The following is a 25,346-nucleotide window of genomic DNA, read 5'->3' as shown; positions in this document are numbered from 1 at the left end:
AGAAGTTAATTCTTATTTCTTGATCCAGTGCATCATCTCACGCAATTGTCCGCCAACCACTTCGATTGGGTGTTCAGCTTCGTTGCGACGAGTTGCTGTCAAGAATGCACGTCCGGATTGGTTTTCCAGAATGAAGTCACGTGCGAATTTACCTTGTTGGATATCCGTCAGCACTTCTTTCATTGCTTTCTTCGTATCTTCAGTTACAACGCGAGGTCCAGTTACATAGTCACCGTACTCAGCTGTGTTACTGATGGAATCACGCATGCTTGAAAGTCCGCCTTCATACATCATGTCAACGATCAGCTTCAGTTCGTGCAGACATTCGAAGTATGCCATTTCAGGAGCGTAACCCGCTTCTGTCAATGTTTCGAATCCAGCTTTTACCAATGCACTCACGCCACCACACAGAACAGCTTGCTCACCGAACAGATCTGTTTCTGTTTCTTCACGGAAGGAAGTTTCGATAACCCCTGCGCGTGTACAACCGATACCTTTAGCATAAGCCAAACCGATTTCTTTAGCTTTACCCGTTGCATCTTGCTCAATCGCGATCAGGCCTGGTACACCAAAACCTTCCACATAAGTACGACGTACCATGTGACCAGGGGACTTAGGAGCTACCAGCAATACATCGCTGTTTTTTGGAGCAACGATTTGACCGAAATGAACGTTGAAACCGTGTGAGAAGAGCAATGCAGCGCCTTCTTTCAGGTTTGGTTCGATTTCGTTTTTGTATACAGAAGCTTGAGTTTCGTCTGGCAGCAAGATTTGAACTACATCTGCGCGGCTTGTTGCTTCAGCCGGGGACAGAACTTCAAATCCGTCATTTTTTGCAGTGTCGAAGGATTTACCTTCACGAAGTCCGATGACTACGTTCAATCCACTATCACGAAGGTTTTGAGCTTGGGCGTGGCCCTGGCTACCATAACCGATTACCGCGATCGTTTTTCCTTTCAATACGTTAAGCTCTGCATCCTGTTCATAATAAGTAGTTACTGGCATGTTTATAAGTCCTCCTTTGTATTGTAAAGAACCCTTCATTAATGAGCGGGTGTCTCAAGGGACCGCCTCGCTTGGAGTGTCAAAAGCATCTCTGGTCTGATCCGATCCGTTCAGACACCCGCCCATTAATGCGGGAATGTAGCTATATTTTCAAGCGTTACATCACTAAAATGTTAAATTACAACTGTTAAGGGACTGACACTCACATAAGATCAACTGTATATGTTAGCTAACCGTCGTCCCTCTTCATTCATTATAACTTTATACGTTGCCGCGTACCAATGCAGTTATGCCTGTACGGGACAATTCGCGAATGCCATATGGCTTGAGCAATTCAATCATAGCATCAATTTTGTCCGTATCTCCAACTACCTGCACAATCAGGCTGCTCGGACCAACATCTACAACGGATGCGCGGAATGTTTCTACCACACCCAGAATTTCAGGACGCTCGGAAGGCTCTGCTTTCACTTTAATCAAAGCGAGTTCACGGGCTACCATCGGTTTCAGGCTGAAATCAACCACTTTAATAACATCGATGATTTTGTACAATTGTTTCTCAATCTGCTCCAGCGTTTTATCGTCACCAATGGTGACAATAACCATCCGGGAGAGTCCAGGTTCTTCCGATTGACCTACGGTAATACTCTCAATGTTAAATCCGCGTCGACCGAACAACCCTGATACACGCTGAAGGACGCCTGGCTGATCGTTTACCAATATTGAAATCGTATGTCTAATCATTCGTCAGCATCCCCCATCAGCATTTGATCAATTGTTGCTCCCTGCGGAACCATTGGATACACATTTTCATCCTTGCGTACTACGAATTCTACAACGACTGGTCCTGGTGTATCCAAAGCTTCCTGCCAAGCACGCTCTGCTTCTTCTTTATTCGTTGCACGCAATCCTTTCACGCCATATGCTTCAGCCAGTTTTACAAAATCCGGGCTTCCTGCCAGATCAATGTGGCTGTAACGGTTCTCATAGATGAGTTCCTGCCATTGGCGAACCATTCCAAGTACCTGATTGTTAATGATCACAATTTTTACCGGTATATTGTTAATAGCACAGATTGCGAGTTCTTGGGAACACATCTGCATTCCGCCGTCACCGTTAATGGAGATAACGAGTCTGTCCGGATTGGCCATCTGAGCACCAATTGCAGAAGGGAATCCGAAGCCCATCGTTCCGAGACCACCCGAAGTTACCCATGAACGTGGTTGATTAAACTTGTAATATTGTGCCGCCCACATCTGATGTTGTCCCACATCCGTAGTCACAATCGCTTCACCTTTGGTTGTATCATTCAACATTTCAACAACCCACTGCGGTTTCAGCACTTCGTCTGAATCCGTATAGCTGTATGGCTTCTCTTGTTTCCACTGTTTGATCTGGTCTCTCCATGCATCTGCACGCTCTGCACGTCCAACTTCTTTGTTCGCTATTTCAAGTACGGTCTTCACATCACCAACGATTGGAATATCGGTTGCAATGTTTTTACCAATCTCAGCCGGATCAATATCGATATGAACGATTTTGGCATGTGGAGCGAATCCGTCCAGCTTACCTGTTACCCGATCATCGAATCGTGCGCCGATATTAATCAGCAGATCCGACTGTTGGATGGCCAGGTTGGATGTGTATGTTCCGTGCATTCCTGGCATCCCTGTCCATAGTTCATGCCCACTTGGGAATGCACCAAGCCCCAGAAGGGTTGTCGTAATCGGAATGCCTGTCTTCTCAACAAACTCGAACAGTTCTTCATGTCCTCCCGAGTATACCACACCGCCACCGGCCAGAATCATTGGACGTTCTGCTTCCTGAATGGCCTGAGCCAAACGGTCAACCTGTAGTTTGTTTGGTACTGTCCGTGGATTGTACCCTCTTAATGTAACAGGTTCAGTACTCGGTTCAAACAAGGTTTTGTTGGCTGAGACATCTTTCGGAATGTCGATCAGTACAGGACCTTTACGGCCGGTGTTGGCAATATGGAACGCCTCATGAATGATACTCGACAAATCCTTAACATCTTTTACCAGATAGCTGTGTTTGGTGATCGGCATTGTAATCCCGGTAATATCCGCTTCCTGGAAAGCATCCGAGCCGATCAGGCTGGAATTAACATTTCCCGTAATGACAACCAGCGGCACTGAATCCATATATGCCGTGGCTATTCCAGTAACCAGATTGGTTGCTCCCGGCCCGGAGGTAGCGATACAAACACCAACTTTGCCGCTTGCACGTGCATATCCGTCAGCTGCATGAATTGCACCTTGTTCGTGACGGGTTAAGACGTGTTTGAAATCCTCGAAACCATACATTGCATCGTAAATGTACAACACTGCGCCACCCGGGTAACCAAATACGCAATCCACACCTTCAAGCAACAAGCTTCTCAGCAGAATCTCGGAACCGCTAATGACCTCCGGCTTCATCCATTTTTCACGTAATTCATCTGTCGATCGTACTTCTGGAATTTGAGCTCCCATTAGTCATCCTCCTCTCGGAATTTACACCATTCTGACATTTAAAGTTACAAAAAAAACCTTCCATCCCCTGCAAACAGTTCATGCTTGCGAGGGACGAAAGGTTATCGCTTCCGTGGTACCACCCAACTTTGCCCGAAATTTCGCAATAACGGACCTTACCAGGTACAACAAAACGAATAGCTCAAACGAACATAGTCGTTTCCCATACCTGTTGTCTGTAACGCAGACATACGATTTTCCCTAATACGCGAAAGGAGTGACATCCAGTGCTTTTCAGGAAAACAGCTCCGAGGTGAGCTCGTATATAAGGGATAATGGTGGTGGTTTCAGCAATTCCAGCCACTCTCTGAGCAAAAGAGCCCTTAAAACTTCGTCCTCTTCATAGCCGATGAAATATTCTCGTTAAATGTTAGGAACATTATATGATTCCTCCAACCGATAAGTCAATACCTGTTTTGCATAAAAATTCAGAGAACCTTCCTTCCTCCCTCTTCAGCCTATAAGGTTGCCCTAATCCCAGCGCTTCATTCAGTCACCTTTTATCTTGCTTCGGGCATAGGATATACGAGCAGCACGACTGGTCCTGAAAGGAGGCTCCGCATGGTGATTCGGCAACGCACATCCAAGCTGGATGATGGCGCCATCATGAAGCTGATTGACACTCAACTTGTTCCTTTATCCCATATGAGCGAAAAGGAAATTAATAAAATCCGCAAAGAAATACCCCTGCGAATGAACAGGGGCATGACCTTTGTTGTCTCGCCGGAGCCAGACAAAGCTGCTGTGGCATTCATCCATTTTCTCATGCATGGGGAATTGCTCTATGTCGATATGATGGCCGTTAGTCCGAAAGAACAACGCAAACGTTACGGGCAAACTTTGTTGCTCAAAGCAGAGAGCTTTGCGGTATCTCGGGGTTGTCGAAGATCTAAAGTGATGGTGGATGAGGGCAATACCAAAGGACTTCAGTTTTATCAAAAAAATGGATACAGTGCGATTCGATACATCATGATAAGCCGCTGCTACGAATTGGAAAAAACATTATAGAATGTCCTAGAAAAATCCTGGTGGGCGTGGACCTGGACCATAAGGGCCGAATCCAGGACCAGGTCCATATCCGCCACCAGGTCCTCCAGGTCCATACCCCGGTCCGTAGCCTGGACCATATCCAGGGCCTGGTTTTGGTCCAGGTCCATATCCGGAACCAAAGCCGGGACCACCTCCATAAGCATAAGGCAGTGTAGCAATAGCAAGCAGATCAAACAATACCAGTGGCAGAATCGCTTTTGTACGTACTTTTTTGCCATTCAAACGCTTGAGTACCAGTTTGTTGCCCGATACTTTCAACAGCTTTCCCGTAACCCGAGTGCCGTCTTTTTTTATTGCAACAATATTTTTGCCTATTAATTTCATCGCTTCATCACGCGTAACTTGTTGTTTCATACTTTCCCCTCCTCCTCGGATCGTTCAAAACAGTGTATTCGTCCATCACTGAATTCGCCTGTTTCTTTGTCCCTACCTGAAAATATGGGTATCTGCACGAGAACCAAGTTAAGCATGTAAAAGTCGATGGGCGTTCAAGAAAACAAAAAAAGGCCCGCACAAGGCGGACCCTTTATCAGAACTCTGAATAGCTAAGCTGATATGGAAAAGGTTGTTACCTTTTACCCGGATCATATGCTTCACCGAGTGCAGACGGAGCCGAAGAACGTCCAACCGCTGCAACGAGAACGATGATGGTAAGCAGGTAAGGTAGCATAAAAATAATTTCCTGGGGAATATTTTGTGACCATTCAAACAACTGTACATAGTTTCGGATCGCTTGTGAGAATCCAAAGAAGACAGCCGCCCCAAAGGCACCAATCGGATTCCACTTACCAAAGATCATAGCTGCAATGGCAATATAACCTTGGCCGGAAACCGTATTGTGTGAGAATGTACCCGTAGTCGTCAACGTAATCGCAGCTCCACCAATAGCCGCAAGCGCACCACTGATCATAACGCCAATATAGCGATAACGAAGCACTTTAACACCAACCGTGTCAGCCGCACTTGGATGTTCACCTACAGAACGAAGGCGCAGACCAAATGGCGTTTTGAACATGATGTAATACGTCAGGAATACGAACAGAATGGCCAGATATGTCGTTGGATATACGTTCTTAAAGAAGGCTTCTCCAAGCAAAGGAATGTCTTTCAACAATGGCACATCAAACTTGCTGAAGCCTTGAACCAACGGTGAATCACCAGAACCTTCAAACAACAGTTTAACCAAGTACAACGTACTTCCTGCTGCCAAAAAGTTAATGACGATACCACTGATAATCTGGTCTGCCTTAAATGTGATAGACGCAACGGCATGAATCAGAGATACCATTACGCCCAATACAATCGCGAGCAAAACCCCCATCCAGGCCGATGTCGTTCCGCCCATGCCCGCTTCTTGAGCATAATGCGCCCCGATTCCAGCTGCAAAGGCACCAAAGACCATAAAACCTTCAAGTCCAAGGTTGGTTACACCTGATTTTTCCGAAAAAATTCCGCCGAGTGATGCAAAAATCAATGCCGTAGCAAAGACAAGCGTCGTATTGATAATTTGCCCAATTGTCAACAAGTCCATCTACAACACCTTCTCTTTCTTACGCTTCGAATAGAACGGTTTAAGTATCCAGCGCACGATGCCTTGTGCCGCAATGAAGAAGATAATCGAACCGATCACAATCCGAATAATCTCAGGCGGAACATCCGCAGCAAAACTCATACCTGCAGATCCGTACGTGAGGGTACCAAACAACACTGCCCCCAATAACACCCCAAACGGATGATTCAAACCAATCAGGGCAACCGCAATTCCGTCAAAGCCTGTTCCCGGTGAACCCGACATTACGGTTTGGTATTGGAACACACCAAGAACCTGGAATGCACCACCAAGACCTGCAAGCATACCACTGATGAACATCGCTTTTACGATATTCCGGTTAACATGCATACCTGCATATTCAGCCGCATTAGGGTTGTAACCTACTGCACGGATTTCATAACCCTGTTTTGTTTTCCACATATAGATATAAAAGAGCACAGCCATCACAATGGCAATCAATGTCCCCATGTGTACACGGGAGTTGCCCATCAGTTCAGAGAGCCATGTCAAACTAATCGAAGCCGATTCGCTGATATCCACGGAACGATTCTCGCCCTTCAACAGCAAGAATTGGCGAACGATAAGGTTGGCCAGATACAGACCAATCCAGTTCAACATGATACTACTGATAACTTCATTAACCCCACGTGCCGCCTTCAGATAACCAGCAATCGCGGCCCACAGACCACCAAACAATGCACCCGCAATCAAAGCCAGTGGCGCATGAAGGTAGATCGGCAAACCTGCAAACTTAACACCAACAAATGTTGCAGCGGTCATACCAACGAGAAATTGACCTTCTCCCCCGATATTAAACAACCCTGCACGTGATGCAAATGCAAATGCGAGTCCAGTCATGATTAGTGGTGTCATTTCCCGTACTGCTTCACCAAAGTTGTACATGTCGCCAAATACCTTGGTGAACAATGCACCATAGGCTTCAATTGGATTGTAGCCACCAATCAGCATGACAACTCCACCGAGAATAAGACCCATAATAATAGCTACTACAGGTAAAATAAATGAATCTCGGGTAAACCATTTCAATACGTTATTCATGCGCAGTACCTCTCTTTTGGGTGCTGCCCGCCATCATCAAGCCGAGCTCCCTGTCATTGGTTTCTTCCGGCAGCACCTCGCCAACGATCTGGCCTTCATAAATAACAGCAATTCGGTCAGATACATTGATAATCTCATCAAGCTCAAATGAAATCAGCAGAACAGCCTTCCCTTGATCGCGCTGTGCAATCAGTTGCTTTTGCACGAACTCAATAGCCCCTACATCCAAACCACGTGTTGGTTGCGCAGCGATAAGCAGTTCAGGGTTTTTATCTACCTCACGGGCGATAATGACCTTTTGCTGGTTTCCTCCGGACAAGGACCGAGCTTTGGTCTCGATGCTTGGTGTACGCACGTCAAATGCCTCAACAAGCCGCTTCGCCTGCTGTTTGATGGCATCGAAGTTAAGGAACCCTTTACGGGTGTATGGTGCTTTATAATACGATTCCAGAACGATATTTTCACTCACTGAAAAATCAAGTACAAGTCCGTGTTTATGGCGATCTTCCGGAATGTGGGCTACACCCGACTCCGAGATATGGCGCGGAGAATGATTGGACAGCTCCTTGCCCTCCAAAAGAATCGAACCACTCTCTACTTTACGAAGTCCGGTAAGAGCTTCAATCAGTTCACTTTGACCATTACCATCCACACCTGCGATTCCGACAATCTCTCCTGCACGTACGTTCAGGTTAAGTTGGTTCAGAACCGAAATACCTTCTTTATTCTTCGCCGTTAATTTACTGACTTCGAGCACATTGGCTCCAGGTGTAGCCGGTTTTTTGTCCACTTTGAATGTGACATTCCGCCCCACCATTTTCTCTGCCAGCTCATTCGGATTCGTTTCCGAAGTTTTGACCGAATCAATCACTTTACCCCGACGAATAATCGTTACCGTATCGGAGATTTCCATGATTTCTTTCAGTTTGTGCGTGATCAAAATAATGGACTTTCCTTCAGCTACAAGCTTCTTCATGATGATCATCAGTTCTTTGATCTCTTGAGGAGTCAATACGGCTGTAGGCTCGTCAAAAATAAGAATGTCTGCACCGCGATACAACGTTTTAACAATCTCTACACGTTGCTGCATTCCGACAGAAATATCATGAATTTTGGCATGAGGATTCACCTTAAGTCCATACTGTTCGGAAAGACGCTGAACTTCAGCGGCTGCTTTTTTATAGTTAATATTGAGACCCTTCGTTGGTTCAGATCCCAAAATAATGTTCTCTGTTACCGTGAACGGCTGTACAAGTTTAAAATGCTGATGCACCATGCCTATGCCAAGATCGATCGCTCGGTTAGGGCTGTCGATGATGACAGGCTTGCCATTCACTTCAATGGAACCTTCATCTGGCTGATAGAGACCAAATACAATATTCATCAACGTTGACTTACCAGCGCCGTTTTCGCCCAGTAGCGCATGGATCTCGCCTTTACGAAGCTGAAGGCTGATGGCGTCGTTGGCAACAATGCCTGGGAAACGCTTCGTAATTTGTTTTAACTCAACGACGGGGGTTGCTGCACCCATGTAATCACCCTTATACCTGATATAGTGTGGTTCCGCAAACGTAAAAAAAAACGTCTATCGACGTACTTTCAAAAAAGACAGACCGCGCTTAGCTGAAGTTTTTCTTGCGATAATCGAATGGTTCAGCTCATTAAGAACATATCAATTCCATTATCTTAAGAAAAGCTCCTACCGGAGCGTTGGTGCACAGTGACCTTGTACAATTGTTATGATGACTTGATCAAATGTTCCTGTTCTTGCAATCATAAGGCCGGTCAAGACCGGCCCCAATGATTATTCATTTGCGACTAAGATCAAAATTACTCCGTAGGAACTTTGATTTCGCCGCTGATGATTTTTTCTTTGTACTCTTCCACTTTTGCAAGTGTATCAGCAGATACATTGGCAGTAGAAGTATCAGCAATACCTACGCCGTTTTCTTTCAAAGTGAGGTTCTCGGAACCACCAGCGAATGTACCATCAACTACTTCTTTGTTAACGCGCTTAACTGCTTCGTCAACTTTTTTGATCATAGAAGTCAAAGTGATCTCATCACCAAACTCAAGAGATTGGTCTTTGTCAACACCGATAACCCATACATCTTGACCTTGTTTCTTACGAGCACTTGCTTCGTTAAACACACCGTTACCTGTTGCGCCAGAAGCGTGGAAGATAATATCTACGCCTTCATTGTAAAGTGTTGCTGCTGCTGCTTTACCCAAGTCAGGTTTATCAAATGCACCTGTGTAGTTAGAAATGAATTGAGCATCAGGGTTAACTGCTTTAACGCCTTCTCTGAATCCTACTTCAAACTTTTTGATCAGTGGGCTTTCCATACCGCCTACAAAACCAATTTTGTTGGATTTTGTTGTCAGACCAGCCACAACACCAACTAGGTAAGATCCTTCTTCTTCAGCAAATGTTACAGATTTAACGTTAGGAGCATCAACAACACTGTCGATGATCGCGAGTTTAGCATCAGGGTTTTGCTCAGCTACAGTTTTGATTGCATCAGCCAATTGGAAACCGATACCCCAAGTCAGATCATATCCGCCTTTAACAAATTCGTTTAGGTTAGGAATGTACTCTTCATCGGATTTACTTTGCAGGTATTTAACAGCAGTACCTGTTTCTGTTTCAGTCGCTTGCAGAGCTTCCCAAGCGGATTGGTTAAAGGATTTGTCATTAACTCCACCTACGTCAGTAACCATACCGATTTTGAGATCGGATTTCTCTTCAGTGGGTGTGCCACCTTTATCTCCTCCGGCATTTGTTTCTTCTTTCGGTTTGCTACCGCAACCTGCGAGCATAACCGATACCGCCAGCAACATTACCAATGACAAGCTGAGCATCTTTTTCATTTCTCTTTTTCCCCCTTAATGATATATCCCTCATTCCAATCCAGCCTACAATTGAACGGTTAACAGATAGCAGGAATGACTTTTATGCAGAATGTATGGTTTCTTCGACATTAAAAGCGCATTCTCACCCTTGTAACATCCTATCATCTGTCGAAAAACCGAACATTATGACATGGAGAGAAAAATCTAGGACTAGCCTACTAGAGGTGATTATACAATCAACCAGTGTTAAAATCCAGATGTTTCATCACCAAATATCACATATTTTTGTTCTTTTTTTATTGAAAACGCTTAATAATTTAGCGTTTTAACACACTAACGTTACAACGATGTGATGTTATATAACAAAAACATATCGCGAACTTTAGTGATGAGAGGGATTTACCTGTTTTTATTTGTATTATTTCACCGTTCGTATTTTATGTATTCCCATGGAACGTTATTCACCAGTTATCTGGTTTCATTGTTCCCTTCCAGACTACAGCCTATTCGCTCTACTCATTCAGAGATTCATCCTCGAATTTCTTCCCAAGCCGTAAAAAAAGCCGCCATATAGGTACGGCGGCTTGTATCATACATTTTAAGCGTTGATTTTGCCTTTAGCTACAGTAGCCAAAGAGTTGAACGCATTGATGTCGTTAACGGCCAGATCAGCCAACATTTTGCGGTTCATGTCTACTCCAGCAAGTTTCAAACCATGGATCAGTTTGTTGTAAGACAAACCATTCATACGTGCTGCAGCATTGATACGAACGATCCACAGTCTGCGGAAGTTACGTTTCGTGTTGCGACGGTCACGGTATGCGTATACCAGGGATTTCATTACTTGCTCGTTAGCTGTTTTAAAAATACGGTGTTTGGAACCGAAATAACCTCTTGCCAGTTTCAAAACCTTTTTATGACGACGACGTACTACAAAACCGCCTTTTACTCTTGCCATATTAAAGAACCTCCCAAATAAATATAAATGTATCCGTGGTATGTGTACGGCCGTAGCCGATCCCCCATACGGAATGTACTAATTAAAATTAGCCTTTCAAGTTAGCCAAGCCTTGTTTCAAACGTCTAACATCCCCGGCAGCCATAACTGGGTTACCGTTCAGAACGCGCTTAGCACGTTTGGATTTGTGGGAAAGCAAGTGGTTTTTGTGAGCTTTGTAACGAAGGACCTTACCGGAACCGGTAATTTTGAAGCGTCCTTTCAAACTGCTGTGTGTTTTCATTTTAGGCATTTTGTGTTTCCTCCTCCAATGTTATCAGGCTTTAGGAGCCAAAATCATGATCATACTGCGGCCTTCCAATTTCGGTTGACGTTCAACAGTACAAAGTTCTGCAACTTCTACCTTAACGCGCTCCAAAATCCGTTGACCAATCGCGGCATGTGCAATTTCACGTCCGCGATAACGAACAGAACATTTCACTTTGTCGCCTTCGTTCAAAAACTTAACTACATTACGAAGCTTCGTTTGATAATCGTGCTCCTCAATATTGGAACGGAACCATACTTCTTTAATATCAACAATTTTCTGGTTCTTACGGGCTTCTTTATCTTTCTTTTGTTGCTCATAGCGGAATTTGCCATAGTCCATAATACGACACACCGGCGGTTTAGCCTGTGGTGCCACATTGACCAGATCCAAATTCAGGTCAATCGCCATTTGCAGTGCTTCGCGAATGGGCGTAATCCCAATTTGTTCTCCTTCAGCTCCGACAAGGCGTACTTCCTTCGCCCGAATCTCATCATTAATCATGTGATCTTTACTAATAATCGTCCACCTCCAGGTCATTTTGAATATCCAGTTACACAAAAATAAAAGGGATGCCGGTCAAGCTACCGACATCCCTGTAATCAACACAATTCTTCATGAGTATACACTTCATAAATTATTGGGATCGTTGACCAGCCAACATGTTCGTTGATCAGGTGAGAAGTCGGACTTCTGCTTGTGATTCCATTGCTATTCGCTTTAAGGCACTTGAATACTATATCACCCATGAAATACATTGTCAACATTCTCACAACTTTTTTTTCGTGAATTACACATTTGTGATATCAGATGTAAACAAAGTATCAAATGTAGGTTCCTTACCCTTGTTTGCTTTGCACCTCATCCAACCGTACAACACGTGTATGTTGAGTGTGGCTCCACTGTTTGTTGTTCTGCGTAAAGAAAGCGTAGAACGTAATTGGGTACCAAGACAGCAGGTAGATCGGGAACAAAATCAGATATAGATAAACTTTGGCAAAGGTAACCTTCTCCAGCGCCATGGACAACAGGAACGTCAGAATGTTCAAACCAATAGCCACGAACCCAACCCATAACGGGAAGTATCCATAAATATTAGCAATGTGCGGACCACTGAATATCGCCATGTCTACCCACATCACAGCCGTCATCAGGAACGTAAGCAACACCACATAGACATTGGCTCCATAGATAGCAAGGTCGAATTTCACCAAGCTTCTTTCCTTAATGGACTGCCATAGCAGCGGGAAGAAGTATCTACGCGCAACTGTAAAGTGACCTTGCATCCAGCGCAGACGTTGTCTCGCGGAAGCTTTGAATGTTAATGGCTTCTCATCAAATACTTTGGCGTCATAGTTGAAAACAGGATACACATTACGTTGCACACTGCGCATCGTAAACTCCAGATCCTCAACCAGACTTGTTGCACCCCAACCAATTTCCTTCAACAGGTTGGTCTCAAAGCACATTCCGGTTCCTCCGAGGAAATTCGCCATATTCAAGTTATGACGAGACAACTGCCACAAACGGTTGATGTACCAGTAAGATACACCGTAAGCTGCAGTAATCCAGGAATCCTCCGGATTTTTCGTATCAATGTATCCTTGGATAACACGCGAACCATTGTTCAAGTCATCATTCATCTCAAGCAAGAAGTTGCGGTCAACCAGGTTATCCGCGTCAAACATAACAACTGCGTCATACTGACGTGGCAATTTCCACAGGTACTTAAGCATCCATTCGATGGCGTACCCTTTACCTCTTAAATCGGCATTGGTACGTACACAGGCGTTTAATCCATGCTCTCTGACAATTTGAGCCGTTCCATCCGTACAGTTGTCACAGATGACAAACACATCGTACAGATCTTCCGGATAATCAAGTTGTTTCAAGTTCTCCATCAAGGCACCAATGACTTGTTCCTCATTGTGTGCTGCGACGAGTACAGCGAATGATTTTGTCGCCGGATAATGTTTCTTTTTCTTTTTCTTAATCAGACCGAACAGCGAAAACGTGAATTGGTACACGGCTAGCAGTGCCAGAATGACCTGCATCGTGACGAATATAGCGTCCAACATCGTTCTCTGTTACCCCCTTTTTTTCAAAACCCAGTTTACTCAAGCATTTCTCTTCCTGATTCTGCAATTTATTTTTTTTTGATCTGCAGAATATGACCCTGTTCTTTTGTGTACTACGTGAATATATCAGGCAATGTTTCAAAGCTTGGTTGCTATCAGTTGGCTGCTTTATCGATTCTGTATCCTTTTCAGTCATTTGTCAAAACCCCAATTCCACTTTTTGAAGCAGAAATGTGATCTTTAAACGCTGAATAGACACTTCGTGATACCACAACCTCGCATTCATGCCTGTTATATCTTATTTTCAGCCGTTTACTTGATTTTTATTTCTAAAGTCCCTGCTTTTTTCATCAGCATGTTATTCTTCGTCAGAGGCTCTATAACAAATAACGCAAACAGACCTCAAAAAGTTTGAAACAGAACTCACATTTTTTTACCTCATTTCAGCCATGTTGAATCATTGTATCTTTTTTGGCTGACCCAAGTCAAAAAGTTAAGATGGGTATATATCCACTCTTTAACATGAATTTCACGTTCTTTACATGGGTTCTCCTTGAAAAGGACAACATTTAAAAATATGATAAACATATACCTGAAATAACCTCAAGTTCATGAAAAACGGTTATATACTAATCAGGACGAAACCGGATGCAGAAAATCACCGGAAATAATGCCGCCATTACGGGCGGCCTGACTGGCAGGAGGCCAATATGAGCCGTTTATTCTTAAAGTTTCAAGATTATGATCGAAATGTTTTTATGTGGATCAACGGCCGACTTCATAATCGTTTTATGAATTTTTGGCTGTATTATTTCACCCATCTGGGTGGAGCAACTTCATCTATTGCAATATCGTTGTTAATCTGGCTGCTTGCTCCAGCTCCATGGAGCACAACAGGACTCCAGGCATGTATCGCCCTTGCGGTCAGCCACATCCCTGTAGCCATCGCGAAAAAATTGTATCCCCGCATTCGACCTTATCTGGCCTTGCCGGATACAATTACGTTCCGTAATCCACTGACGGATCACTCGTTTCCTTCAGGGCACACAACTGCCATTTTTTCGGTCACAGTTCCCTTTATGACCACTGATCCGATCTTATTGCTAATCTTGTTGCCTGTGGCCCTTATTGTCGGATTCTCTCGAATTTATCTGGGGTTACACTATCCTTCCGATGTTCTGGCGGGTGCCACAATAGGTACTTTAGTCGCACTTGTAACAGTTGCATTCTGGTCTTAAAGCCGATATGTTAGACTCAGAAAAACCTAGCAGGAACAGGTGAAGTAAGCGTGGAGAAAAAAAGAGTATTACTATTATCTGAAGGCTTTGGTACGGGTCATACTCAAGCCGCCTATGCACTGTCCAGCAATTTGCGAAAGCTCTCGCCAGACGTGCAGACAAAAGTGCTTGAACTGGGAAGTTTCTTAAATCCAAAGGTTGCACCTCTGATTATAACAGCATACAAAAAAACGGTTACCAACCAACCCAAACTTTTCGGATACGTATACAGACACCAATATAAAAAATCATTGAACAGGCTGACAACACTGGCGTTGCATAAACTGTTCTATACACACACACGTAGCGTTGTGCGCCAGTTACGTCCCGATGCGATCGTCTGTACACATCCGATTCCAAGTGCTGTCATATCCAGACTGAAGCGTCTGGGTGTACAGGTTCCGCTATGCACAGTCATCACCGACTATGATGCACATGGGACGTGGATTAACCGTGAAGTAGACCTTTATCTGGTTTCTTCAGATGAGGTTAAGTCCAAACTAATGCTACGAGGCGTACCTACAGAAAACATTCGAGTCACGGGCATTCCGGTGCATCCAAATTTCTGGGAACATCCCGGGCGAGAAGAGATCCGAAGCAGATTTAACCTCAAGAACATGCCTACTGTACTGGTGATGGGCGGCGGTTGGGGAATGCTCAGCGACAAGCTGGTCCATCCGCTGCTGACACGCTGGCATGAAGATATTCAAATCATTTTTTGTCTCGGTCGCAACGATAAAACACGGATCAGCATGGAACAGAACCCCATGTATCGCAAAGAAAACATTCACATTATGGGATACACCAACGAAGTGGACAAATTAATGGAAGTATCCGACCTTCTGATTACCAAACCTGGGGGAATGACATGCAGTGAAGGCTTGGCCAAAGGAATTCCCATGTTGTTCCACAATCCTATACCTGGTCAGGAAGAAGAAAACGTCCATTATTTTACGGCAAGAGGGTTGGGAGAACCCATAACTTCGCCCGACGTAGTGGTTAAATGGATGAACAAGCTGTTGCATCACTACCCGGATGTTGTACGTAAACGCAAACGTCATCTGGCTGAAATCGCCAAGGTTCATCCAATGCAGAGCGCTCAAAGTATTATCGATCTGCTGGAGGACGTTCGTCCTTCATCCGCAGAAGAGGCCCGTTTATGAATTTATCCCATTAGGATGTCGCTTCCCGTATTCTTCGTCCAATCATGCCTCTAACCAACGGCTTCAAACAAGCCTGCAACCACATTGAAAAGGTGCCTTCGAATCAGAAGGCACCTTTTCTTTATGAAGGAAAGTACAAACTATTGTATGCCTGTAGACTTCAAATACTCCTGCCACTGCTTGGTGTATTCTGCCTGAATTTTTTCCAATCCTGCTTGTTTAGCCTTCTCCATAAATGTGTTCAATCCAGCCTCTACGTCTGCCACCAAACCTACATTAAGCGGATACAGATATTGTTTTTCCACTTGTTCCAATGCAGCCTTCTCGGCTTGATACGGTGTCCAGTCTTCAGCAAATCCGGTATAAATATCCGGCTTCTTGATTTTGTCGAGATCTTCAAACATGGTCAGGACATCATCAAAGGTTTTATCATAGAGCATGAATTCCGGATTACGCCAAGCCCAGCCATTCATGCCTTCACGCGGGAAGCCGTTGGTTTGTGCATCTCCGACCATTTTGTAGTATCCATTATCTACCTCGAAGTTTTTGCCTTCAACGCCGTATTCAGTCAACCAGTTATATCGTTTGTCTGTCACAAGTTTCTCATAAAATGCCAATGCTTTTTCCGGATTTTTACTGCTACGCGGAATCGCAAAACCATTGTGGATCGGGTGAACCGGTTGTGCAAACCCTTTCGCATTCGGGTACGGGAAATAAGCCAGTTTCCAATCTGGATGAGTAGACTGCACCTTGATGACATCTGCATTAAATTTGTTCGGGTTCTCCCCGGACAGAACAACAGCCGCTTTTCCATTTTGCAACAATGAGTTGGATGTATCTTTTACATTCAGTACGTTTTTCGGGAAAAAGCCTTTATCCATCCAGCGTTTGTATGTTTTCAGGTCTTCCAGGTGTTGCTCCGATCCCCAGTAGGACGTCACGGTCGATGGTGTGTCATACATAATATCCAGTCCATATGGAAGTTGACCTGCTGTATTAACCAGCTTGGATGTCAATTGACGAATACCATGGGTATGGTTGGCATTACTATCCGCAATCGGAATCATATTGGGTTCGTTGGCTTTGATGCCCTCCAGATACGCTTCGAGCGTCTCCAAGGATTCCGGTTTCGGAAGATTGTACTTCTCGCGCAAGTCCTCACGGTACGCAATTCCCTCGGTTACATACTCAATCCAAGTGGAAGGAACAGTATAGATTTTGTCATTGATCTTGACAGCATTCCACATGTCATCAGGTACATGAGCTTTCAGTGCTGGCGCTGCTGTAGGCAGCATTTCATCCAGTGGCAGGAACGCACCCTTCTTGGCATAGGACTGGTAGAATGTCCAATCCGCTGTGAAGATCAGATCGATCGGCTGTCCGGAAGACAGCAGCAGTTTATATTTTTGATCCCAGTCGGTCCATGAGGTGTAGTTGAATTTCACATTGACGTTCAGATCAGCCTCCGCCAGCTTATTGATCTCGGATTCAATAACAGGTAGATCTTTCGGAGCATCTCCAAGCATGTAAAATTGGAGCGTGACTTTCTCTCCTTTGTTCCCGGATGTTCCTCCCTGCTCACTTCCTTGCGTCGATCCCCCCGAACCGTTATTACATGCGGCAAGTACCCCGGCGAACAACATCAGGGCAAGTACCAGAGACAGGTGCCGAATTGTTTTGTTACGCATACGCATCCTCCCTTTTTGTGGTGAACCTTTATATGTTAGCGCAGACTCGCCATTTGTCAGACCGGAGATGATCTCAATGGCCTGACACCCACAGCGTGTTCACATTCTAACCTTTCACTGCACCAATGGTGAGTCCTTTCACAAAATAACGTTGTACAAACGGATACAGGAACAAAATCGGTCCCGTTACAACGATCGCCATTGCCATCTTGGTTGATTCGGTAGGCACATCCTGACTGAGCGTGATCCCTGTGCCAATCGCCATCTGGTCAATGAATGTAATCGTGTTCATCGTGTTGTAGAGATAAAATTGCAGTTGGTACATATCCGGGTTGTTAATGAAGAGGGATGAGGTAAACCAGTCATTCCAGTACCCTAGTGCCAGAAACAGACCTACGGTTGCGATACCAGGCATCGCCAGTTTCAACACAATGCTGAAATAGATGCGGAAGTCATTCGCTCCATCAATTTTGGCGGACTCAATCAATTCATCCGGCACTGCCGAGCGAATGAAGTTTTTCATCAGGATAATGAGGAATGGCGTCATCAACCCCGGGAAAATCAGTACGGTGTACGTATCTGTGAGATTGAAGTAGTTCGCCAGCATAATGTACCAAGGTACAAGTCCCCCACCAAACAGGGTTGTGAAGTAGATAAAAAACGAGAACGTGTTCCGATATTTAAAATCCTTACGCTGGAGCACAAATCCAGCCATCGTGATGAGGAACAGCCCTAGCGTAGTCCCCACCACCGTTGTAAAGACCGTTACCCCATAAGCCTTGAGTACCTGAGTCGGGAATTTGAACACCATTTTGTAACCTTCCAGGGAAAAGTCCGTTGGAAAAAGGTGATAACCATCCCTCACAATGGACTCGTTGCTGCTGAATGAACCGGATAAAATCAGCAGAAACGGTAGCAAGCACATGATTGATAAAATGATGATGAAGCTGTAGGAAATCAGTTGAAACATGAAAGTGAATTCCGAATCTCTGAGACGCGTATTCGTACGAGTGTGAGTATTCATTGGCGTGTTCATGATCGTTCTCCCTCCTGCCCTACGGGCGTTCTAGAACAAGGCGTAGTCCTCATTTACTTTGCGGATAATATAGTTGACGGTCATGATCAAAATGAATCCAAACAAGGACTGATACAGACCAGCAGCCGTTGCCATCCCGATATCAAACGTTACTTTCAGTGAACGGTACACATACGTATCAATAATATCTGTTGCGTTGTACAACACCCCGTTGTTGCCGATCAGTTGATAAAACAGATCAAACTGCCCCTTCATAATGCTGCCAAGCGAGAACAGGAGCAGGATGACAAAGGTTGGCTTCAGCATGGGTACCGTAATGTACCAGATCCGCTGAAATATATTGGCCCCGTCGATTCGGGCGGCTTCATAATACTCGTCACTGATACCCGTTATGGCGGCCAGATAAATGACCATGCTGTATCCGAGATTTTTCCACAGATAAAAGATGATGATCAGGAACACCCAGATCCAGGGTGTGTTATAAATGTCGACCGGGCCGGCCTCAAAACGTTTGAGCACCGTGTTCACAAAACCCGACTCGTAGTTAAACATGTTGTAAGCGATTACACTTAATAGTACAAATGAGATGAAATACGGCAAAAACATGACGGATTGCGTGATTTTTTTGAATAACCTGCCCCGGATCTCGCTAAGCATGATCGCGCAGAAGATCGCCAGACCGTTTCCTAATATAATGAAGGCGAGATTGTAACCCACAGTGTTGGTTGTGAGCTTCAGCAGCATTCCGGATTGCCACAGGAACTTAAAGTTCTCCAGGCCGACAAATGGACTGCCAAATAATCCGCCTTCAAAATCATACCGGGTGAACGCATAATAGATGCCGACCATCGGAAAATAGGAGTTAATCAGAAAAAAGATCAGCGTGGGCAACAGCATCAGAAACATGATTTTGTTTTTGTTCAATTCTTTGAGCATGGCTCGATCCCTCCCGAATTTCTTGCGGTGCTGCGTGGTGGAGCTCTCTTTTTATTGTAGATGCTCTCTTCACTCACGGATACTGAAGCTTCCCTTCAGAAAATGAACGATTCTGCGAAATGAACTATGAACAACATGAACGAACTATGAAATGAACAGACATCCACACACATCCGTTCACAAATGTTGATATCGTGCATAGGCTACACCTAGTGAACAATCCAGCGAAAGTTGAACTTTATGTAGAGAAAACAGGCAAAATGGCCTGTCCAGCATTGATGTAAACGCATACATAATATATAATTCAAGTTACTCTTGCTCTTCTGTACATCGATATATGAAGCCTCACATATGTATATGAAATTCTATGTTGTTCACCCAAAATAGGAGGTCTGAGGGGGAAACAGAATGCGTAAACGTTCAGAGGACAGTCAGAAGGTCTTCACACGGATTCTGATCGGCATTATTATCAGTACCGTCGCTACCTTACTTGTGGCTTCTACTATTTTGTACGTCAACTATAATCGGATTGCTCTTCGCCAGGTGTATCGTACAGATATGAACAGTCTTACACAAACCAGCCGTGAAGTGGCGAAAATGACCGAGACTGCAAAATCATTGTCATATCAGATCTATCAGGACTACACCATCTCTTCATTACTGCTTTATTCCAAACCAAATATCTATGAGATCACATCGGCGATGGAGCAGCTAGACAACTACCGTATGTCCCTTCCCTTTATCGAATCCATCTATGTATATAACTCCAAAAGCAATGAATTCTTTATCAGTTCCGACGTGCGCAATGGGCAGCAGTCCATCTCGGAGATCGACGATCAGGGGATTAAAAGTATCCTCCAGAACTTCCATGACTATAAACCTTTTGTTCCCATCCCGCGTACATATCAGGTCGGTTCTACCGAAGCGACAGAGGTTAACAGCTACACCTATCTCTGTTATGACACGATCAATGACAATGCCAAACTAAACTACGCTGTCATCGTTAATATCAAGGATGATTGGCTCAGTCCAAATATGAATGCTGTGGATCAACCAGGCAAGACCTTTATCGTGAATGAGAAGGGAGACCTTTTATCTGACTTTGGCGACCGTGCATTGATGAAAAATCTCTCCAGCGAAGCTTTTATGAAGCCAATTATGCAGGATACGGAGCAATCAGCTTACTTTACCGAGAAGGTCGACGGAGAAAAATCGCTCATCACCTATACCGCTCCCGATGATCTGGGTTGGCGTTATGTGAGAATAACACCTTATGATCTGATTACCTCAGATATACGGAGTATGCGCACACATACCGTTCTGTTTTGTGTTGGACTTCTCTTCGCAGGGTTACTGCTCTCTTACCTTGTGTCCCGAAAACTATATCACCCTATTGATAAGGTACTTGTTCGTTTACGTGTGATGGAAGCAGAGCGACGTGGCAGTCTTCATTTGTTACGGCAGGATTTTCTACGAGGGGCCCTGCAAGGCCGCGAAACAGTAACTGGAGGGATGCTGGAAGAACGGATGAAGTTCTATGGTTCCTCCATTGATGTTCAGCGTGCATCCAGACTGGTATTGCTGCGTATTGACCATTTTACCGAATTTAGCGAAACGTATCGTGATGAGACCCAGCTTGTAAAATACGCCATGATGAACATATGCACCGAGACAGCCGATCTCCACTACAATGCGGAAGCTGTGGACATGGGCGGTGATCTGATCACACTCATCTTCAATGAAAAAGAGGAAAGCGATGAACTTGGGCAACCTGCCCCTAATCGAATCGAAGAGCTGCTGCGCATGATGCAGGCTGCTGTAATGACCCATTTGAAATGCTCCATCTCCTGTACGATCGGCACGGAAGAAGATTCATTGGAAGACAGTATTGCATCCTACACCAGATCAGCCGAAGCCTCACTGCATCGTTTGTTCATGGGACCAGGCTGTCTGATCTATACCTCTGACATCATGGCTTATCACGCCAAGGAGTACGCATTCCCAGCAGGTAAGGAAAGACAACTTGTCGATCATCTAATGACAGGTAAGACGCAAGAAGCAAAACAAGTCTATGCAGATATCGTGGGCGAAACAGCTGCATATCCATTTACCGTCTTCCAGCTAGCCTTATCCCATCTGACGATGACACTGAACCATGTACGAAATACCCTCAAGAAGAATAATCAACTCACGCTTAATTCAGTCTCGGATGGTCTAATGTTGCCTGTCAAAGACGCGGAAGACATCAGTGAAGTACATGAACACTTCTATCGGATGTTTGATGAGCTTGGTTCCAAAGTGGAGGAGAAACGTACGCTGAAGCACGAAGAGTTGATTCGTAAAATCAATGGCATTATTGAGCGGGACTATGCGGACCCCAATCTATGTCTAACTTCTATCGCAGATGAGTTGGGCATGTCGCCCATCTATGTAAGCAGGCTCTACAAACAGCTTACCCTGAAAGGGCTCACGGACGTGATTAACGAAACCCGCATAGCCAAGGCACAGCATCTGCTGGTAGAGACCGAGAACTCCGTTGCCGACATTGCCGAGAGAACCGGGTTCACCAACAGTTCATACTTCTATCGCATGTTCAAAAAGTTTAACGGGGTTACACCAAACGATTATCGCCGCAAAGAATTTCATTCAGAAAACTTCTGAAATCATCCCAGACTTGAGTTTATGGAGTAATGCACATCGATTGTTAATGCAAAAAAAGAGCGACTTATGAGAATGAATCATTCACCTCATGTGTCGCTCTACTTAATTGAGTTTAAATTAGATTTCGATTTATTCCTGTTCCTGATCTTCGCCAGACTCATCCGAAGCTTCACGAACTTTATACTTGTCCAGACGTGTCTGCTGATACTCACGCAAGGCCTCTTCACCCACAATCACTTCAACCCGGTGAATGTTCATACCTTTACCCATGAATTTCTGCTCGTACTCCGTCATCACATGTTCTTCATTCAAACCATCACGATGCAGATTCAAAGAAATATTGGTCATTTGCAGGCCGAAGTCGGCAATGGCGTTGAGTGAGAAATCAAACAGCGTCTCCGAATCGGTTTTGAAATGAATCTCACCTTTGGGATTAAGCAATTCCGTGTATTTCTTCAGGAAGCGCGGGTGCGTCAAACGACGACGTGCATGCTTTGCTTTTGGCCAAGGATCACTGAAGTTCAAATAAATGCGTTCCAGTTCTTCCGGTTCAAAAACTTCTTCGATCTGTTCAATATTCGCCAGCGCAAGCTTCAGGTTCGGAGGTGTCTCCACATCAGCCTGACTCCACGCATTACGAGCTTTCTCACTGGCACGACGCACCAGTTCATCATACATATCAATACCGATGAAATTAAATTCCGGATATTTATAACTCATTTGGCTGATAAATTGACCTTTACCCATACCAAATTCCACGAAGATCGGGTGATCATTGCCAAACAGTTCAGACCATTTTCCTTTATGTTGCTTGGGGTCCAGTACAACAAGATCAACTTGCTGCTCCAGATTTTCTCTTATCCCTTTTCTGCCACGTAAACGCATTTTATTCCTCCGTTTGTCCCATACTTGTCTCAGACTTATTTTGCCGAAGAACTGGCAAATTGTAAAGAGCAATGAAAAGGGAATCTTCGGATCTGCCACTTTGGGCAAATCTCAAAGATTCCCTCTTCGATTTATTTGGAATTGGGGTCCAACTACTTTAGTAGTTCATAGTCTACCTTATCTTGGTGTGAAAAATCAAATGTCTTTTCGAAAGCATCGCGAACTTTTTGTCTTGCAGCCGCTTTCACTTTCGGATTTCCATTAAAACGAACACCTGTTAAAGCCAGTGCTTCTTCTGCCGTCAATTCAACAGACACATGATTCAATTCATTGTTTTTAACTTGGGAATTCATTCATATCACCTCACGGTATAGTATGGTCCATGACGTCAACGTTGATTCAAATGCTATGATGAATAATACCCATTAGATGGTGTCTGACGCTGATTCAAATATAACATAAGGTGTAAACTATAGCAAGGGAAAAACCTTGATTTTACGGCCTATTTTTGCGTTTCGATTCCCTTTTTTTTTAGTTTTTTGATACAATGATAAAAGTTCATGAAGACACCTATAATCGCTATCCATCGTCTATGACGGAAATCGCATAGCGCTTCTTCTTTTGTTCACGTATGATTACGGTAATTCGACAGCCAAAGGAGTACCCTGAAGATGAATGCACCTGCATTACAGTCCCCTCTCCTGTGGGGAGATAAACGATTCCATACCTGGAATTATGAGATGCGAGATCAATTTAACAATAAGGTTTTCAAAGTAATGCTGGATGCTGGATTCACCTGTCCCAACCGCGACGGTTCCATTGCCAAAGGTGGTTGCACCTTCTGCAGTGCGCGTGGATCAGGCGATTTTGCTGGCAGCAGACGTGAAGATCTGGTCACCCAGTTTAATACAATTCGAGATAAACAGCACCTCAAGTGGCCTAAAGCCCATTATATTGGCTACTTCCAAGCCTATACGAATACGTATGCTCCGGTTGAGGAGCTGCGCGAGTATTTTGAAGAAATTCTTGAGCAACCCGGTGTCGTTGGTTTGTCCATCGCCACTCGCCCGGATTGTTTGCCAGATGACGTTGTTGATTATTTGGCTGAACTGAACGAGCGCACCTACCTGTGGGTTGAGATGGGGCTTCAAACCATCCATGATTCCACATCAACATTGATTAATCGCGCGCACGACACGAAGTGTTATGAAGAAGCGGTTGAGAAACTGCGCAAACGGAATATACGTGTGTGCACACATATCATATATGGTCTGCCTCAAGAGACACATGAGATGATGCTGGACACTGGGCGGGCAGTTGCCAATATGGATGTACAGGGAATCAAGATTCACCTGCTGCATCTGATGCGCAAAACACCAATGGTGAAGCAATACGAAGCTGGTCTTTTACGTTTTTTGGATCAGGACGAGTATATCAAGCTGATCGTAGATACACTGGAGATGCTTCCACCGGAAATGATCGTACACCGTCTTACAGGCGACGCACCGCGTGATCTGTTGATTGGACCGATGTGGTCCATGAACAAATGGGAAGTGTTGAACTCCATTGATCGTGAGCTGCGAGAGCGGGATTCATGGCAAGGTAAGTATTGGAGGCGAGCATAGATGGGCTTTCTTTCAGTTCTCAGCTGTGCACATCAGTGGATTGCTTCCCGTCTGCAGCCAGGTGATCTGGCCATAGATGCAACGGTTGGCACAGGAGCAGACACACTATTTTTGGCACAACAAGTAGGCCGGCGTGGTCAAGTCATTGGATTCGATATTCAAAGTGAAGCCCTCACGCTGGCACAGGCCCGGATTCGAAAACAAAATGATGAAGCCAAGCTTGGCTCCATCTCCATGCTTCAACTAAGCCATGATCGAATGGCAGAAGCAGTTCCTGAGTCATGGCTTGGTACGGTTGGTGCAGTTATGTTCAATCTGGGGTACCTGCCTTCAGAAAGTGCAGATTCCTCCATCATCACCGAGACAGACAGCACAATCGCTGCACTCGAAGCCGCACTCGCTTTATTACGTCCTCGCGGAATTATTACGGTTGTGCTCTACCCCGGTCATGACGGAGGGGCACAGGAAGCAGAAGCTGTATTGGACTGGTCCTCTGCCCTTCCGGTGGAACAGGCACAGGTTGTGATCTATCGCCAATTGCAGCGAGAAACTTCTCCTTTTCTGATCGGAATCGAGAAAAAATAATTTCCTTTGTTCACCAAATACAATAAACTAGACACAATCGCAAGGCGAGCTATTAACGGCTTTTTCTTACTGCGATCTGTGTTCTACATCTACATAT

General features: G+C 44.7%; 23 protein-coding genes. 6 read left to right on the top strand and 17 right to left on the bottom strand.

The genetic code is table 11. The features are described 5' to 3' along the window. Positions 1-12: 12 nt before the first annotated feature. From ilvC to ilvB, 3 genes are all read right to left on the bottom strand, one after another. Positions 13-1,005, bottom strand: a complete 993-nt coding sequence (ilvC, locus tag MHI48_RS08945) for a ketol-acid reductoisomerase (RefSeq protein WP_036669754.1) — start codon at positions 1,003-1,005, stop codon at positions 13-15. 261 nt (positions 1,006-1,266) lie between these two features. After that, positions 1,267-1,749, bottom strand: coding sequence for an acetolactate synthase small subunit (gene ilvN, locus MHI48_RS08940; protein ID WP_127544450.1), 483 nt, complete (start codon positions 1,747-1,749; stop codon positions 1,267-1,269). Further along, positions 1,746-3,497 (bottom strand): biosynthetic-type acetolactate synthase large subunit, encoded by a 1,752-nt coding sequence (gene ilvB / locus MHI48_RS08935; RefSeq protein WP_127544452.1) that lies wholly within the window; start codon positions 3,495-3,497, stop codon positions 1,746-1,748. The genes ilvN and ilvB overlap by 4 nt, the downstream gene beginning before the upstream one ends. A 603-nt stretch (positions 3,498-4,100) precedes the next feature. Here ilvB and MHI48_RS08930 point away from each other — a divergent pair. Further along, positions 4,101-4,544, top strand: coding sequence for a GNAT family N-acetyltransferase (locus MHI48_RS08930; protein WP_036611020.1), 444 nt, complete (start codon positions 4,101-4,103; stop codon positions 4,542-4,544). Positions 4,545-4,550: 6 nt separating this feature from the next. On the opposite strand, the gene MHI48_RS08925 is transcribed toward MHI48_RS08930, so the two are convergent. From MHI48_RS08925 to MHI48_RS08885, 9 genes are all read right to left on the bottom strand, one after another. Continuing rightward, positions 4,551-4,940 carry a hypothetical protein gene (locus tag MHI48_RS08925; protein ID WP_405143732.1) on the bottom strand — a complete coding sequence of 130 codons (390 nt, stop codon included), beginning with the start codon at positions 4,938-4,940 and terminating at the stop codon, positions 4,551-4,553. A gap of 214 nt (positions 4,941-5,154) precedes the next feature. Further along, entirely contained in the window at positions 5,155-6,117 is a 963-nt protein-coding gene (locus MHI48_RS08920) for an ABC transporter permease (RefSeq protein WP_127544454.1), read from the bottom strand. Further along, on the bottom strand, positions 6,118-7,197 hold the full coding sequence (locus MHI48_RS08915; RefSeq protein WP_036669750.1) for an ABC transporter permease: 1,080 nt from the start codon (positions 7,195-7,197) through the stop codon (positions 6,118-6,120). Next, positions 7,190-8,728, bottom strand: a complete 1,539-nt coding sequence (locus MHI48_RS08910; protein WP_036669749.1) for an ABC transporter ATP-binding protein — start codon at positions 8,726-8,728, stop codon at positions 7,190-7,192. Before MHI48_RS08910 ends, MHI48_RS08915 begins: the two co-directional genes overlap by 8 nt. A gap of 299 nt (positions 8,729-9,027) precedes the next feature. After that, positions 9,028-10,068, bottom strand: a complete 1,041-nt coding sequence (locus MHI48_RS08905; RefSeq protein WP_076327056.1) for a BMP family protein — start codon at positions 10,066-10,068, stop codon at positions 9,028-9,030. Between the two features lie 580 nt (positions 10,069-10,648). Further along, entirely contained in the window at positions 10,649-11,008 is a 360-nt protein-coding gene (gene rplT, locus MHI48_RS08900) for a 50S ribosomal protein L20 (RefSeq protein WP_017689664.1), read from the bottom strand. A gap of 88 nt (positions 11,009-11,096) precedes the next feature. Further along, complete coding sequence (gene rpmI, locus MHI48_RS08895) at positions 11,097-11,300, bottom strand: 50S ribosomal protein L35 (protein ID WP_017689665.1); 204 nt, start codon at positions 11,298-11,300, stop codon at positions 11,097-11,099. Between the two features lie 24 nt (positions 11,301-11,324). Beyond that, positions 11,325-11,819 (bottom strand): translation initiation factor IF-3, encoded by a 495-nt coding sequence (gene infC / locus MHI48_RS08890; RefSeq protein WP_017689666.1) that lies wholly within the window; start codon positions 11,817-11,819, stop codon positions 11,325-11,327. A 335-nt stretch (positions 11,820-12,154) separates the two neighbouring features. After that, the gene (locus MHI48_RS08885) at positions 12,155-13,393 is read right to left on the bottom strand and encodes a glycosyltransferase family 2 protein (protein WP_036610177.1); all 1,239 of its coding nucleotides are present in this window, start codon (positions 13,391-13,393) and stop codon (positions 12,155-12,157) included. A 710-nt stretch (positions 13,394-14,103) separates the two neighbouring features. On the opposite strand from MHI48_RS08885, the gene MHI48_RS08880 reads away from it, so the two are divergent. Together MHI48_RS08880 and MHI48_RS08875 are read left to right on the top strand one after the other, a co-directional pair. Next, positions 14,104-14,631, top strand: a complete 528-nt coding sequence (locus MHI48_RS08880; RefSeq protein ID WP_405143729.1) for a phosphatase PAP2 family protein — start codon at positions 14,104-14,106, stop codon at positions 14,629-14,631. 50 nt (positions 14,632-14,681) lie between these two features. Continuing rightward, complete coding sequence (locus MHI48_RS08875) at positions 14,682-15,833, top strand: MGDG synthase family glycosyltransferase (RefSeq protein WP_405143727.1); 1,152 nt, start codon at positions 14,682-14,684, stop codon at positions 15,831-15,833. A gap of 140 nt (positions 15,834-15,973) precedes the next feature. On the opposite strand, the gene MHI48_RS08870 is transcribed toward MHI48_RS08875, so the two are convergent. The 3 genes from MHI48_RS08870 to MHI48_RS08860 form a co-directional block, all read right to left on the bottom strand. Beyond that, positions 15,974-17,527: an ABC transporter substrate-binding protein gene (locus MHI48_RS08870; protein ID WP_405143725.1), complete on the bottom strand. Its 1,554-nt coding sequence runs from the start codon at positions 17,525-17,527 to the stop codon at positions 15,974-15,976. Positions 17,528-17,627: 100 nt separating this feature from the next. After that, on the bottom strand, positions 17,628-18,491 hold the full coding sequence (locus MHI48_RS08865; protein ID WP_370511436.1) for a carbohydrate ABC transporter permease: 864 nt from the start codon (positions 18,489-18,491) through the stop codon (positions 17,628-17,630). A 96-nt stretch (positions 18,492-18,587) separates the two neighbouring features. After that, complete coding sequence (locus tag MHI48_RS08860) at positions 18,588-19,493, bottom strand: sugar ABC transporter permease (protein ID WP_017689672.1); 906 nt, start codon at positions 19,491-19,493, stop codon at positions 18,588-18,590. Positions 19,494-19,901: 408 nt separating this feature from the next. Between MHI48_RS08860 and MHI48_RS08855 the strand changes: the two genes are divergently transcribed. After that, positions 19,902-22,154, top strand: a complete 2,253-nt coding sequence (locus MHI48_RS08855) for an AraC family transcriptional regulator (protein WP_405143723.1) — start codon at positions 19,902-19,904, stop codon at positions 22,152-22,154. A gap of 129 nt (positions 22,155-22,283) precedes the next feature. On the opposite strand, the gene trmB is transcribed toward MHI48_RS08855, so the two are convergent. Beyond that, positions 22,284-23,039, bottom strand: coding sequence for a tRNA (guanosine(46)-N7)-methyltransferase TrmB (trmB, locus tag MHI48_RS08850; RefSeq protein WP_036610187.1), 756 nt, complete (start codon positions 23,037-23,039; stop codon positions 22,284-22,286). A gap of 152 nt (positions 23,040-23,191) precedes the next feature. Then, entirely contained in the window at positions 23,192-23,392 is a 201-nt protein-coding gene (locus MHI48_RS08845) for a hypothetical protein (RefSeq protein WP_036610190.1), read from the bottom strand. A 318-nt stretch (positions 23,393-23,710) separates the two neighbouring features. On the opposite strand from MHI48_RS08845, the gene MHI48_RS08840 reads away from it, so the two are divergent. After that, on the top strand, positions 23,711-24,664 hold the full coding sequence (locus MHI48_RS08840; RefSeq protein WP_036669734.1) for a TIGR01212 family radical SAM protein: 954 nt from the start codon (positions 23,711-23,713) through the stop codon (positions 24,662-24,664). Continuing rightward, positions 24,665-25,249, top strand: coding sequence for a class I SAM-dependent methyltransferase (locus tag MHI48_RS08835; RefSeq protein ID WP_036610195.1), 585 nt, complete (start codon positions 24,665-24,667; stop codon positions 25,247-25,249). Positions 25,250-25,346 lie beyond the last annotated feature (97 nt).

The sequence above is a fragment of the Paenibacillus sp. FSL H7-0942 genome, from assembly GCF_045040715.1.
GTDB lineage: Bacteria > Bacillota > Bacilli > Paenibacillales > Paenibacillaceae > Paenibacillus > Paenibacillus amylolyticus.
Note: the sequence above shows the minus strand (reverse complement) of the source record. Positions and strands in the feature narration are given on the sequence as shown.